3 protein-coding genes and 1 pseudogene are annotated in these 15752 nt (G+C 74.9%); all 4 read left to right on the forward strand.

From position 1 onward, the window contains the following. Positions 1-54 precede the first annotated feature (54 nt). The 4 genes and pseudogenes from OG896_RS08550 (at position 55) to ccrA (ending at position 15744) form a co-directional block, all read left to right on the forward strand. Positions 55-8793, forward strand: a complete 8739-nt coding sequence (locus tag OG896_RS08550) for a type I polyketide synthase (protein ID WP_329363875.1) — start codon at positions 55-57, stop codon at positions 8791-8793. A gap of 100 nt (positions 8794-8893) precedes the next feature. Then, positions 8894-12034, forward strand: a pseudogene (locus tag OG896_RS08555) (type I polyketide synthase); the annotation flags it as partial. Next, on the forward strand, positions 12031-14382 hold the full coding sequence (locus OG896_RS08560) for a type I polyketide synthase (protein ID WP_329363878.1): 2352 nt from the start codon (positions 12031-12033) through the stop codon (positions 14380-14382). The pseudogene OG896_RS08555 and the gene OG896_RS08560, both read left to right, overlap by 4 nt. A 6-nt stretch (positions 14383-14388) precedes the next feature. Next, positions 14389-15744, forward strand: a complete 1356-nt coding sequence (ccrA, locus tag OG896_RS08565; RefSeq protein WP_329363880.1) for a crotonyl-CoA carboxylase/reductase — start codon at positions 14389-14391, stop codon at positions 15742-15744. The last annotated feature ends 8 nt before the right edge of the window (positions 15745-15752 follow it).

Below are 15752 nucleotides of genomic sequence, written 5' to 3' on the forward strand. Positions count from 1 at the left end.
CGGCCGCCCGCGGCTCAGCCGAGGCCGCCCCAGGCAACACAGGAGATGCGTGCAGTGACGAGCAGCGACAGCGGCACCGGCGCCCCGGCGGCCGGCGGCGACAAGGTCGTCGAGACCCTCAAGTGGATGGCGAACGAACTCGACGCCACCAGAAGGCAGGTGGCGCGACTGGAGGCCGAACGGACCGAGCCGGTCGCCATCGTCGGCATGGGCTGCCGCTTCCCCGGGAACGTCGCCTCCCCCGGCGACCTGTGGCGGCTGCTGTCCGAGGGCACGGACGCGATCGGGCCGCTGCCCGCCGACCGGGGCTGGCAGTTGGAGACGCTGTACGACCCGGACCCGGCCGTGCCCGGTACCGCCTACGTCCGCGAGGGCGGCTTCCTCGCCACCGCGGGCGACTTCGACGCGGACTTCTTCGAGATCTCGCCGCGCGAGGCCCTCGCCATGGACCCGCAGCAGCGGCTGCTGCTGGAGGTCGCCTGGGAGACGCTGGAGGACGCCGCGATCGATCCCGGCACCCTGCGCGGCAGCGGCACCGGCGTGTTCGTCGGCACCAACGGTCAGGACTACGTCCCGCCCATGATGGCCGGCGTCGCCGATCTCGCCGGCTACCTCGGCACCGGTTCCACGCAGAGCGTGCTGTCCGGGCGGCTCGCCTACGCGCTGGGCCTGGAGGGACCCGCGGTCACCGTGGACACGGCCTGCTCGGCGTCCCTGGTCGCGCTGCACCAGGCGGTACGGGCGCTGCGCGGCGGCGAGTGCGACCTGGCGCTGGCGGGCGGGGCCACGGTGATGTCGACCCCGTGGACGCTGATGGAGTTCTCCCGGCAGCGCGGGCTGGCGCCGGACGGCCGCTGCAAGACGTTCTCGGAACAGGCGGACGGCACCGCCGTGTCGGAGGGCGTGGGCATGCTGCTCGTGGAGCGGCTGTCGGACGCCCGCCGCAACGGTCACCGGGCCCTGGCGGTGGTACGCGGCTCGGCCGTCAACCAGGACGGCGCCTCCAACGGCCTGACCGCCCCCAGCGGCACCGCCCAGCAGCGGGTGATCCGGGCGGCGCTGAAGGACGCGGGCCTGACCCCGGCCGACGTGGACGCCGTCGAGGCGCACGGCACCGGCACCCGGCTCGGCGACCCCATCGAGGTGGACGCGCTGCTCGCCACCTACGGCCGGGACCGGGACGCGGAGCGGCCGCTGTGGCTCGGCTCGATCAAGTCCAACCTGGGCCACACCCAGGCCGCCGCCGGGGTCGCCGGCGTCATCAAGACCGTCCTCGCCCTGCGGCACGGCGTGCTGCCCCGCACCCTGCACGTCGAACAGCCCACCACCCACGTCGACTGGAGTGCGGCCGGCGTGCGGCTGCTGCACGGCGAGCGGCCGTGGCCGCGGACGGACCGGCCGCGGCGGGCCGCGGTGTCGTCCTTCGGGATCAGCGGCACGAACGCGCACGTGGTGCTGGAGGCGACCGACCCGGTCGACCCGGTCGAGGCGGACCCGGTGGACGCCCTGGACGGCGGCGCCGACGCCCCCGCGTCCCCGCCCGCCGACGGGCTGCCCGGCGGCCGCGCCCCCGGCGCCCTGCCCTGGCTGCTCTCCGCCCGCACCCCCGCCGCCCTGCGCGGCCAGGCGGCCCGGCTGGCCGACCACGTGCGGGCGCACCCCGGGCTGCGCCCGCTGGACCTGGCGTGGTCGGCCGCCACCACCCGGGCCCGCATGCCGCACCGCGCCGTGGTCGTCACCGCGGACGGCCGCGAACACGGGGAGCTGCTCGCCGCGCTCGGCGCCCTCGCCGACGGCACACCGGCGGCCGGCGTCGTACGCGGCGAGGTACGGGAACAGCCGTCGCTGACCGTGCTGTTCACCGGCCAGGGCGCGCAGTACGCGGGCATGGCAGGGGCGTTGGCCGACGAGTTCCCCGTGTTCGCGGCCGCCCTCGACGGGGTGTGCGCGCACCTCGACCCGCTGCTCGAACGCCCCCTGCGCGAGGTGCTGTCCGGAGGCCAGGTCGACCTGGACCGTACGGTGTTCACCCAGCCCGCCCTGTTCGCCGTCGAGACGGCGCTGTTCCGGCTGGTGGAGTCCTGGGGCGTGGTACCGAAGCGGCTGGCGGGGCACTCCGTCGGGGAGCTGACGGCCGCGCACGTGGCCGGGGTGCTGTCCCTGGCCGACGCGTGCGCGCTGGTCGCCGCGCGCGGCCGGGCCATGGACCGGCTGCCCGGCGGCGGGGTGATGATCTCGGTACGGGCGGCCGAGGCCGAGGTCGCCGGACTGCTCGCCCCCGGGGTCGGTATCGCCGCCGTCAACGGCCCGCGGTCCGTGGTCCTGTCGGGCGAGGCGCGGGCGACCGAGGCCGTGGCCCGCGCGCTCGCGGAGCGGGGGCACAAGACCCGCAGCCTGACGGTCAGTCACGCCTTCCACTCGGTGCTGATGGAACCGGCGATGGCGGAGTTCCGCGAGGTGGCGGCCAAGGTGGCCTACCGCGAACCGCGCGTCCCGCTGGTCTCCGCCCTCACCGGCGCCCTCGTCGGGCCCGGCGAGGTCACCGACCCCGAGTACTGGGTACGGCACCTGCGCGAACCGGTCCGCTTCCTGGACGCGGTGCGCGCCGCCGAGGCGGACGGCGGACGGGTCTTCCTCGAACTCGGCCCCGACGGGGTGCTGGCGTCGATGGCGGCGGACTGCCTCGCCGACCCGTCGGCGTCGGTCCTCGCCCCGACCCTGCGCAGGGACCGCCCCGAGACGCGGTCCCTGCTCACCGGGCTCGGCCAGGCGTACGCGGCCGGGGTGGACGTCGACTGGAGCGCGGTGCTCGCCGACCGCGGCGCGCGGCGCGCACCGCTGCCGACGTACGCCTTCGACCACCAGCGGTACTGGATCACCGCGGGCCGCTCCTTCGGCGGTTCCAGCGCTTCCACCGCCTCCGCCTCCCACACCGCACCCGCCGCCCCCGCTCCCGCACCCGCGGCCGGGCCGACTGCGGCGGAGACGCTGGACCTCGTCCGTTCCGCGACCGCCGCCGTCCTCGGGCACCCGACGAAGGACGCCGTGGCGGCGACCCGCCCCTTCTCCGAACTCGGCGTGACCTCCGTCGGCGCGGTCGACCTGTGCGCCGAACTGCGCGCGGCGACCGGCCTGCCGGTGCCCGCGTCGGCCGTCTTCGACCATCCCACCCCGCGGGCGCTCGCCGCCCATCTGGACCAGGAACGCCGGGGCGGACCCGCGCCCGTGTCCGGCCAGGACCCGGCCCGCCGCCGGGCGTCCGACGAACCGATCGCGATCATCGGCATGGGCTGCCGCTTCCCCGGCGGGGTGACGAGCCCCGAGGACCTGTGGCAGGTGGTCGCCGACGAACGCGACGTCCTCGGTGCCTTCCCCGACAACCGGGGCTGGAACCTGGAGGAGCTGTTCGGCCCCGACGGCGACCGGGGGACGTCGACGGAGGCGCGGGAGAGCGGATTCCTGTACGACGCGGGCGAGTTCGACCCGGCGTTCTTCGGTATCTCGCCCCGCGAGGCGCTGGCCATGGACCCGCAGCACCGGCTGCTGCTGGAGACCGCCTGGGAGGCGATGGAGCGGGCCGGCCTGGACCCGGGCACGCTGCGCGGCAGCCGTACCGGCGTCTTCGCGGGACTGGTCGGACACGACTACCTGCCCGGCCCCGACCGTATGCCGGACGACCTGGTGCCGTACTTCGCGACCGGCATCGGCGGGTCCATCGCCACCGGGCGCATCGCGTACACCTTCGGCTTCGAGGGCCCGGCGGTCACCGTGGACACGGCCTGCTCCTCGGCCTTGGTCGCGCTGCACCAGGCGGTCCACGCGCTGCGCACCGGCGAGTGCGACCTGGCACTGGCCGGGGCCGCGACGGTGATGGCGACACCGGGCGCGTTCGTGGGGTTCTCCGGGCAGGGGCTGATGGCGCCGGACGCGCGCAGCAAGTCGTTCGCGGAGGCGGCCGACGGCACGATGTGGTCGGAGGGCGTGGGCATGCTGCTGGTGGAACGGCTGCCGGACGCGCTGCGCGACGGGCACCGGGTGCTGGCCGTCGTCCGCGGCACGGCGATCAACCAGGACGGCGCCTCCAACGGCCTGACCGCGCCCAACGGCACCGCCCAGCAGCGCGTCATCCGCGAGGCGCTCGCCGACGCCGGACTCGCCCCGGCCGACGTGGACGCCGTCGAGGGCCACGGCACCGGCACCCGGCTCGGCGACCCCATCGAGGCACACGCGCTGATGGCGACGTACGGCCAGCACCGGGACGCGGACCGGCCGTTGTGGCTCGGCTCGATCAAGTCGAACATCGGGCACGCCCAGGGCGCGGCGGGTGTCGCCGGGGTGATCAAGACGGTGATGGCGCTGCGCCACGGGCTGCTGCCGCGGTCGCTGCACGTGGACCGGCCGTCGTCGCGGATCGACTGGTCGCGGGGCGCGGTGCGGCTGCTGACCGGGGCCGAGGTGTGGCCGGCGGTGGACCGGCCGCGCCGGGCGGGGGTCTCCGCGTTCGGCGCGAGCGGCACCAACGCGCACGTGATCCTCGAACAGGCCCCGCCGGCACCGGTGGTGGACGTGCCGCGGCCGGCGCTGCCGGTCACCCCGCTGGTGCTGTCCGGGCACACCCCCGCGGCGCTGCGCGGCCAGGCGGCCCGGCTGGCCGGGCTGCTGGGGACGGCGGACGCCCCGGAGCCGGCCGACGTGTCCTGGTCGCTGGCGACGACGCGCACGGCGCTCGCGCACCGCGCGGTGGTGCTCGCGTCCGGCCCGGACGACGCCCTCGCCGGCCTTCGGGCGCTGGCCGCGGGCGAGGAGTCGGCGCAGGTCGTCACCGGGGCGCCCACGGGTGCCGAGGCGGTGTTCGTCTTCCCCGGACAGGGCTCGCAGTGGGTGGGCATGGCATCGGCGCTGCTGGAGCGGTCCGAGGTCTTCCGGGACACGTTCGCCGACTGCGAGCGGGTCTTCGACGACCTGGTCGGCTGGTCGGTGACCGGCGCGATGGCCGGGGCACCGGACGCGCCGTCGCTGGAGCGGCTGGACGTGGTGCAGCCGGTGCTGTTCGCGGTGATGGTCTCCCTCGCCCGCACCTGGCAGGCGGCCGGGGTGCGGCCGGCGGCCGTCGTCGGCCACTCGCAGGGCGAGATCGCCGCCGCGCACGTGGCGGGCGCGCTGTCGCTGAAGGAGGCGGCCTTGGTGGTGGCGTTGCGCAGCCGGCTGATCGTGGACGTGGTGGGCCTGGGCGCGATGGCCGGAGTGTCGAAGTCGCACGACTGGGTGGCCGAGCGACTGCGGCCGTGGGAGCGGCAGTTGAGCGTCGGCGTGATCAACGGCCCGGAGTCGGTGGTGGTCAGCGGTGACGTGGCGGCCCTGGAGGAGTTCCTCGCGGTGGCCGAGGCGGAGGGCGCGCAGGTGCGCCGGGTACGGGGTGCGGTCGCGCCGGGCCACTCCCCGCAGATGGAACGGCTGCGCGGCGAACTCCTCGACGTGTTGGACGGGTTGGCCCCGCAGCGGGGCACGGTCCCGCTGTGCTCGACCGTCACCGGGGAAGTGGTGGACACCTCGACGATGTCCGCCGCGTACTGGTACCGCAACGCGCGCGAACCGGTGCAGTTCGAGGCGGCCGTACGCCATCTGCTGGACCGGGGGCACCGGGTGTTCCTGGAGATGAGCCCTCACCCGCTGCTGCTCGGCGGGGTCAGCGACATCGCGGCGTCGCAGGACGTGCGGGTGGCCGCCCTGGGCACCTTGCGCCGCGACGACGGCGGCCCTGAGCGCACCGCGCGCGCCCTGGCGGACGCGTGGGTGCACGGCGTGGACGTGGACTGGGCGGCGGCCGTGTTCGACGGGGGCGGCGCGCGCCGCGTGGACCTGCCGACGTACGCCTTCCAGCGCGAGAACTACTGGCTGCGGCCGGTGCACGGGCCGGTGGGCGCGGGCGTGCGCGGCACCGGGCATCCGCTGGCCGACGCGAGCGTGGCGCTCGCCGACGGCGGGGTGGTGCTGACCGGCCGGCTGGCACGGCGCTCGCTGCCCTGGCTGGACGACCACGCGGTGGGCGGGGTGGTGATCCTGCCCGGGACGGCGTTCGTCGAACTGGCGGTGCGGGCGGGTGACGCGGTCGGCTGCGGGACCGTGGAGGACCTGGCGCTCCAGCAGCCGCTGGTGTTCCCGGCCGGCGGCGCGGCGGTCGTGCAGGTGACGGTCGACGCGCCCGACGGTGCCGGACGGCGCGCGGTACGGGTCCACGCGCGGCCGGACGCCGACGAGGAGGCCCCGTGGGTCCAGCACGCCGAGGGCTTCCTGGCTCCCGCCGGAGCCGATCCCGAACCCCTCGCCGGCTGGCCGCCGCGCGACGCCGAGCCCCTGCCGACGGACGACGCCTACCAGCGCATCGGCGCCGCCGGCATCGGGTACGGCCCCGCCTTCCGCGGCCTGTCCGCCGCCTGGCGCCACGGCGGCGAGCTCTTCGCCGAGGTGCGGCTGCCGCAGCCGGAGGCGAAGAACGCCCCGCAGTACGGCATCCACCCGGCGCTCCTGGACGCCGCCTTGCACGTCGTCGTCCTGGACGGCCTCGACGACAGCGGGCAGCTCGCGTTCAGTTGGAGCGGGGTCACGCTGCACGCCCAGGGCGCCACCGAGCTGCGGGTACGGGTGGTGCGGCTCGGCGACGGCGCCTTCGCCTTCCACCTGTACGACGGTGCGGGACAGCCGGTGCTGACCGCGGAGTCCGTCGCCGTACGGCCGATGGCGGCCGCCGGTCCGGCGGCGGCGCACACCGGGACGGAGAACTCCCTGTTCCGCGTGGACTGGACGCCCCTGCCGCCCGCCGAGGCCACCGCCACGCGCTGGGCGGTGCTGGGCGAGCGCTGCGAGGCGGTCTGGCCGGCCGAGGTCGAGGCCGGCCGCCGCTACGCCGACCTGGCCGCGCTGGGCACCGCCGTGGACGCGGGCGCTCCCGTGCCGGACGCGGTGGTGGTGGCCGGTGCGGGCGGTGAACCGGGAGACCGGCGGGTGCTGCTGGAGGCGCTGGAGCTGTGCCGGGCGTGGACGGCCGACGAGCGCTGGGCATCGGCGCGGCTGGTCTTCCTCACCCGGCAGGCGGTGGCGGCCGGCCCGCGGCGCGCCCCGGGCGACGGCGTCACGCACGGGCCGCGGAAGGTGGCGGACGACGACGAGCGGGGGAACGCGGCGGACGGCCGCGGGCCGCGGAAGGTGGCGGACCACCAGGAGCCGCGAAGCGCGGCGGACGACCTCGCGCACGCCCCGCTGTGGGGCCTGGTCCGCTCGGCGCAGCAGGAGCAGCCGGACCGCTTCGTGCTGCTGGACAGCGACACGGCAGCCGTCCCGCCGGTCGTGCTGACCGCGGCGCTCGGCTCGGGTGAACCCCAACTGGCCCTGCGCGAAGGGGTTTTGTGCGTTCCGCGGTTGGCGCGAGCGACCGCGGACGCCGACGCGGCCGGCCACCGCGCCCTCGACCCCGAAGGCACGGTCCTGATCACCGGCGGCACCGGCACCCTCGGCGGCATCCTCGCCCGCCACCTGGTGGCCCGGCGCGGCGCGCGGCATCTGCTGCTCACCGGCCGCCGGGGCGCCGGCGCACCGGGCGTCGCGCGACTGCGGGCGGATCTGGCGGCGGCCGGTGCCACGGTCACGGTGGCCGCCTGCGACGTGGCCGACCCTGACGCCCTGGCCGCGCTGCTGGCGCGGATTCCCGAACGGCATCCGCTCACCGGGGTGTTCCACCTGGCCGGGGTGCTCGCCGACGGCGCCCTCGGCTCGCTCACCAAGGACCATGTCGACACCGTGCTGCGGGCGAAGGCCGACGCGGCCTGGCACCTGCACCGGCTCACCCGGGACGCCGATCCGGCCGCGTTCGTCATGTACTCCTCGATGGCCGGCACCTTCGGCGGCGCCGGCCAGGCCAACTACGGCGCGGCGAACGCCTTCCTCGACGCCCTCGCCCAGCACCGGCGGGCCGCCGGGCTGCCCGGGCTGTCCGTCTCCTGGGGCCTGTGGCAGGACCGCTCCGAGATGGGCGCCGGGCTCTCCGAGCAGGACCTGGCCCGCCGGATGGCCCGCTCCGGCACCCGTAGCCTGACCGCCGAGCAGGGCATGGCCCTGCTGGACGCGGCCCTCGACGGCGCCGACGCCCACCTGGTCGCCGCCCGCTTCGACTTCCCCACCCTGCGGGCCCAGGCGGGCGACGGAACCCTCCCCTGGCTGCTGCGCGGCCTGGTGCGGGCCGGGCGGCGCCGCGCGGGCGCCGCCGAGCAGGCCGGTCTGCGGAAACGGCTGGCAGCGCTCGGCCCCGCCGAACGCACCGCCGCCCTGCGCACCGCCGTCTGCACCACCGTCGCCGTCGTCCTCGGGCACGGCCCCGCCGAGCAGGTGGACGACGGCCGCGCCTTCAGGGAGTTGGGCCTGGACTCGCTGACCGCGGTGGACCTGCGCAACCGGCTCTCCGCGCTCAGCGGCCTGAAACTCCCGGCCACGCTCGCCTTCGACCACCCCACCCCGCGGGCCCTCGCCGCCTTCCTCGACGAGCAGCTCTTCGACATCCCGGTCGAGGCCGTCCCACCGGTCCTCACCGACCTGGACCGGCTCGAACTGGCCCTGCTCGGCGCCGACACGGCCGATCCGGCGCTGCGGGCCAAGGTCACCATGCGGCTGCACTCCCTCGTGAGCCGGTGGAGCGGAGCCGACGCGCCGGCAGCGGCCGGCGACCCGGCGGACGACCTCGGCCTGAAGGACGCGTCGGTCGACCAACTCCTCGACTTCATCGACGACATGGGCAGCTTCTGAACCTCCAGCGACATCGGCCGGGAAGTTTCCGAGCCGTCGGCAGAAAGGGACGCGTTCCGTGGAAGACACGCGGATCATCGAGTACTTGAAACGGGTGACGGCCGATCTGCACCGCGCCCGCGCCCGGCTCCTGGAACTGGAGTCCGGCCGGCCGGAGCCCGTCGCGATCGTCTCGGCGGCCTGCCGCTTCCCCGGCGGCATCGACTCGCCCGAGGACCTGTGGCGCGCGGTCGTGGAGGAGCGCGACCTGATCTCCGCGATGCCCGCCGACCGCGGTTGGGACATCGACGAGCTCTACGACCCCGACCCCGACGCCGTCGGCCACATCTACGTCAAGGAGGGCGGCTTCCTCCAGGACGCCGCCGGGTTCGACGCCGCCCTCTTCGGGATCGCGCCACGCGAGGCGCTGGCGATGGACCCGCAGCAGCGGCTGCTGCTGGAGACGACCTGGGAGACGTTCGAACGCGCCGGGCTCGACCCGCGCGGCCTGGCCGGCTCCCGCACCGGCGTCTTCATCGGCATCCTCTCCCACGACCACGGCGCCCGGTTGACCCCCGCGCCCGAGGGCTTCGAGGGCATGATCGGCGCCGGCAGCGCGGGAAGCATCGCCTCGGGCCGCCTGTCGTACGTGTTCGGACTGGAGGGTCCGGCGCTGACCCTCGACACCGCGTGCTCGTCGTCGCTGGTCGCCCTGCACCTGGCCGTCCAGTCGCTGCGCACCGGCGAGTGCGACCTGGCCGTGGCGGGCGGCGCCACCGTCATGTCGACGGTCGAGTCCTTCATCGAGTTCTCCCGCCAACGGGGCCTGGCCCCCGACGCCCGGATCAAGGCGTTCGACGACGCGGCCGACGGCTCGGCGTGGAGCGAGGGTGTGGGCATGGTGCTGGTGGAGCGGCTCTCCGACGCCCGCCGCAACCACCACCCGGTCCTCGCCCTCATCCGCGGCAGCGCCGTCAACCAGGACGGCGCCTCCAACGGCCTCACCGCACCCAACGGCCGCTCCCAAGCCCGCCTCATCCGCACCGCACTCGACAACGCCGGCCTCACCCCGGCCGACATCGACGCCGTCGAAGCCCACGGCACCGGCACCTCACTCGGCGACCCCATCGAAGCGGGAGCCCTCCTCAGCACCTACGGGCAGCAGCGCACCACCCCCCTGTACCTCGGCTCCGTCAAGACCAACATCGGCCACACGCAGGCCGCCGCCGGGATCGCCGGCCTCATCAAGATGGTGCACGCCCTCCACCACGGGGTGCTCCCGCGCAGCTTGCACGCCACCCGGCCGACCTCACACGTCGACTGGACCACCGGCGCCGTCGAACTCCTCACCCAGCAGCGCGCATGGCCGGAGGTGAACCGGGCCCGGCGGGCGGCCGTGTCGGCGTTCGGGATCAGCGGCACCAACGCGCACGTGATCCTCGAACAACCCGGAGACGTCGAGGAGCCCGAAGACGTGGCAGCGCCCGCTTCCGACGAAGCGCCCCCCGCTGTGCCCCTGCTCCTCTCCGCGGCGAGCGCGAAAGCCCTCGCCGCCCTCGGCGGACGCCTGGCCGACCATCTCGAACACACCCCGGAACTCCCGCTCCCCGATGTCGCCCACGCACTCGCCACCACCCGCGCCCAACTCCCCCACCGGGCCGTCGTGATCGCCGACAACCGGAACAGTGCCCTGACCGGTCTGCGGGCCCTGGCCGAGCACCGGCCCACCCCCCACCTCATCACCGGCCACGCCACCCACACCACCAGCCCCGGACCCGTCTTCGTCTTCCCCGGACAAGGCTCCCAATGGCCCGGCATGGCCCATGCCCTCTACGCCCACAACCCCACCTTCCGCGACTCCCTCAACACCACCGCCGCCGCCCTGGACCCCCTCACCGGCTGGTCCCTCATCGACGCCCTGACCGGACCCGACCAGGAATGGCTGGAACGGGTCGACATGGTCCAACCCGCACTCTTCGCCATGATGATCGCCCTCACCCACCTCTGGACCACCGCAGGCATCCAACCCGCCGCCGTCATCGGCCACTCCCAAGGCGAAATCGCCGCCGCCCACATCGCCGGCATCCTCACCCTCCACGACGCCGCCCACATCATCACCACCCGCTCCACCGCCATGCGCCACCTCTCCGGCCACGGCGGCATGGCCACCATCAACGCACCCGCCCACCACATCCAGCAATATCTCCACGGCCACAACGCCACCATCGCCGCCCACAACTCCCCCACCACCACCGTCATCACCGGCACCCCCCAAGCCCTCAACCACCTCACCACCCTCCTCCAAAACCACGGCTACCGCGTCCGCCGCATCAACGTCGACTACGCCTCCCACTCACCCCAAGTCGACCCCCACCAACACCACATCACCACCACCCTCGCCCACATCCACCCCCACCCCGCCACCATCCCCATGATCTCCACCGTCACCGGACAACCCATCCACGGACCCGAACTCGACCCCACCTACTGGTACACCAACCTCCGCCAACCCGTCCTCTTCCACCAAGCCCTCACCCACCTCACCACCACCGGCCACCACACCACCATCGAAACCAGCCCCCACCCCATCCTCACCCCCGCCATCCAAGAAACCACCCCCCACCTCACCACCCACCACACCCTCCGACGCCACCACGCCACCCCCACCGACCTCACCACCGCACTCGCCCACGCCCACACCACCGGAACCACCCCCACCTGGACCACCCAACTCCCCACCCCCACCACCCAACCCACCCTCCCCACCTACCCCTTCCAACACCAACGCTACTGGCTGCAATCAAGCGTGACCGTGGCGGCGACCGCTGCCCCGCCCGTGGTCCCGGACTCGGTGGAAACCGGCGACGGCTCGCCCCGGGACCGCTTCTCGGGCCTGTCCGGGGACGACCTGCTCGACGAGGTGCTGAGCCTCGTCCGCGTGCACGCGGCCGTCGCTCTCGGGCACGACTCGCCGGAGCCCATCGTGGCCGACCGTGCCTTCCAGGAGCTGGGGTTCGAGTCGCTGACGGCGGTCGCCCTGCGCCGGCGGCTGGTCGCGGAGACCGGTCTGGAGCTGCCGGTGAGCGTGGTCTTCGACCACCCGACACCCACGCTGCTGGCAGAGCACCTCGCCGGCCTGCTCGCCGAGGACGAAGCGGAGCCGGCGGGCGGGGACGGCTCGGAGCTGACCGACGCGACGGACGACGAACTGTTCGCGCTGATCGACGCCGACGGCGCGGACGGAGCGGAGGAGGCGAGATGAGCGACGAGACCACGCTGCGGGAGTATCTGCGCAAGGCCACCTCCGCGCTCCAGGAGCAGCGCCGGAAGGTGGAGGAACTCAGCGACCGGCTCGCCAAGGCGGAGCAGTCCCGGCGGCACGATCCGGTGGCGGTGGTCGGCATGGGCTGCCGCTGGCCCGGCGGCATCGACACCCCGGACGAACTGTGGCGTGCCCTGGTGGAGGAACGGGACTGCCTGTCGCCGTTCCCCACCGACCGGGGCTGGGACGTGGCCGACCTGTACGACCCGGAACCGGGCGTCTCGGGCCGGTGCAGCGTGCGGGAGGGCGGTTTCCTGCCGGGCGCGGCGTCGTTCGACGCGGAGTTCTTCGGCTACACCCCCGAGGAGGCCGCCGGGACCGACCCGCAGCAGCGGTTGCTCCTGGAGACGGCGTGGGAGGCCGTCGAGAGCGCCGGAATCGATCCGTCGACGCTGGCCGGGTCGGCCACCGGCGTCTTCGTGGGACTCACGCCGCAGGGGTACGCGGGGAGCGGCGGCGGGCGGGAGCGGCCGCAGGAGGGCACGGACCATCTGGCCGTCGGCACCCTGCCCAGTGCCGCGTCGGGGCGTATCGCCTACGTCCTGGGCCTGCACGGTCCGGCGCTCACCGTCGACACCGCCTGCTCCTCGTCCCTGTCCGCGCTGCACCTGGCCCGCCGCTCGCTGCTGTCGGGCGAGTGCGCGCTCGCGCTCGCGGCGGGCGTCACGGTGATGGCCGTACCCGATGTGTTCCTGGAGCACAGCAGGTTCAGCGCTCTCGCGCGGGACGGTCGTACGAAACCGTTCTCGGCGCGGGCCGACGGCGGCAACTGGGCCGAGGGGGTGGGCGTGCTGCTGCTGGAGCGGCTGTCGGACGCCGAGCGGCTCGGGCATCCCGTGCTGGCGCTGGTGCGCGGGTCGGCGGTGGGCCAGAACGGGATCAGCAACGGGCTGGCCGTGCCCAACGGCCCGGGGCAACGGCGGGTGATGATGAGCGCGTTGGCGGACGCCGGGCTGCCGGGCACGGACGTCGACTACGTCGAGGCGCACGGCACGGGCACCCCGCTGGGCGACGCGATGGAGGCGGAGGCGATGCTCGCCGTCTACGGCCGGGAGCGGCGGCCGGGGCGGCCGCTGCTGTTCGGCTCGATCAAGTCCAACCTGGGCCATCCGCAGTCGGCGGCCGGGATGGCGGGCGTGATGAAGGCGGTGCTCGCGCTCGGGCACGGCACCGTGCCCGCGACCTTGAACTGCGTACCGTCGCTGGAGACGGTGGAGCGGTCCGCCGGGGTGCTGCAACCCGTACCGACCGCCCTGCCGTGGCCGAGGACGGGCCGGCCCGAGCGGGCCGCCGTGACGGCGCTCGGCGCGGGAGGCACCAACGGGCACGTCGTCCTGGAGCGGCCCGCGCGTCCGCCGTGGGAGCGGCCCGCGCCCGCCCGGGTACGGCCGTTGCCGTGGCTGCTGTCCGCGAAGGACCCCGCCGCACTGCGGGGGCAGGCGCACAAGCTCCTCGCCCACCTCGACGCGCACCCGGCGCGCTGGTCCGACGCGGACATCGCGTACTCCCTGGCCGTCACGCGGAGCGCGTTCGCGCACCGGGCGGCCCTGGTCGGCGCCGACCGGGGGCAGTACCTGGCGGGGCTTCGGGCGCTGGCCGACGGGGAGCCGTCGCCGTGGGTCAGGTCGGGACTCGCCCGCACCGGCCGGACCGCGCTGGTCTGCACCGGCCCCGCCGCCACCGCGCTGCCGTCCCACGGCCGTCTCCCGTGGGAGTGGACCGCCTTCAGGGACGCCGTCGCCGATCTCGACGAGGCGCTGACCCCGTACGCGGGCGGACGTTCCCTGACGGAACTGCTCGACACGGCGGAGGCGCGGGCCACGGACGAGGACGCGTCGCTCGCCGGGTTCGCCGTGGTCGTGGCACACGCCTGCCTGTGGCGGGCCTGCGGGGTCCGGCCCACGACAGTGATCGGCGAGGGCCGGGCCGGGGGCTGGGCCGCCGCGCATCTGCGCGGCGACCGCACCCTGGAAGCGGCGCTCGCCGGGCTCACGGGCGGTGGCGAACCGCCGGTCGAGCCCTCCCCGGCGCGAACGGATCACGCCACGGGAACGGGCCGCGCGACGGGATCGGGTCCCGCGACGATCGCGTTGCCGGTCGCGCCCGACGCCCAGTCGCCCTCCTTCGCCTGCCAGTTGGGCGCCGCGTTCGTCTCCGGTATCCGGCTGGACCGGGAGGCGGCCTTCGGCGGACCGGACGTGCGCCGTGTCCCGCTGCCGACCTACGCGTTCGCCGGAGCGCACCACTGGTGGCTCCCGCCGGCTGCCCCCGACCCCGAACAGAGGTGAACCACCATGTCGTTGACCGACTCCGTCCTGTCCGGGGCCTGCCCCGACGACCTGGAACGCGCCACACCGCCCTCGCACTTCACCGCCGCGCACCTGCGCGTGGAGGACGAGGGAACCTTCGGTGACACCGAGGACAAGGACGTCCGCCGTACGCTGCGCGTCGGCGAGGTGCCGATGCCCGAACTGGCCCCTGACGAGGTGCTGGTCGCCGTGATGGCCAGCTCCGTCAACTACAACACCGTGTGGTCGGCGAAGTTCGAGCCGGTGTCCACCTTCCGCTTCCTGCGCTCCTACGCCCGGCAGGGCGGCTGGGCGACCCGGCACGACCAGCCCTTCCACGTCCTCGGCTCCGACGCCGCCGGGGTCGTGGTGCGGATGGGCTCGGGCGTGCGGCGCCGGCGGATCGGCGACCACGTGCTGGTGAACGCGGCCCGGGTGGACGACCAGGAGCCGGCCAACCAGGCGGACGGCATGCTCGGCGAGCACCAGCTGGCCTGGGGCTACGAGACGAACTACGGCGGGCTCGCCCACTACGCGGTCGCGCGCGCCAGCCAGCTCATCCCGAAGCCACCGCACCTGACATGGGAGGAGGCCGCGACGATCCCGGCGTGCGCGGGGACCGCGTATCGCATGCTGGTCAGCGACCGCGGGGCGCGGATGAAGCAGGGCGACGTGGTCCTGATCTGGGGCGCCTCCGGCGGGCTCGGCGCGTACGCGGTCCAGCTCGTCAGGAACGGCGGCGGGATCGCGGTGGGCGTGGTCGGTTCGGAGGAGAAGGCCGCCGCCGCCCGGAAACTGGGCTGCGACGTGGTGGTGAACCGGCGGGAGATCGGTGTCGGCGACGACGAAGGCGGTGACCCCGAGCTGACGCTCAAGGCGGGCAAACGGCTCGGGCGGATCATCAGGGACGCGGTGGGCGCGGACCCCGACATCGTGTTCGAGCACGTGGGCCGGTCGACCTTCGGTATCTCGGTGTTCGTGGTCAAGCGCGGTGGCACGGTCGTCACCTGCGGGTCCAGCACCGGCTACGCGCACCAGTTCGACAACCGCTACCTGTGGATGCGGCTCAAGCGCGTCATCGGCAGCCATGTCGCCAACCTCCAGGAACAGGTCGAGTGCGCCCGCCTGTTCACGCTCGGCGGGGTCGTACCGGCGCTGTCCTCCGTGTTCCCGCTCGACGAGATCGGCGAGGCGACCCGGCTGGTGCAGCTGAACCGGCACATCGGCAAGGTCGGCGTGCTCTGCCTCGCCCCCTCGCCCGGCCTCGGCGTCACCGCGCCCGAACTGCGCGCCCGGATCGGCGCGGAGGCGCTGAACCCGCTGCGGGAGTTCGCCGCCCACCCGTCGACTGCGATTGACTGACTCCCCGT

This window comes from Streptomyces sp. NBC_00669 (assembly GCF_036226785.1).
GTDB lineage: Bacteria > Actinomycetota > Actinomycetes > Streptomycetales > Streptomycetaceae > Actinacidiphila.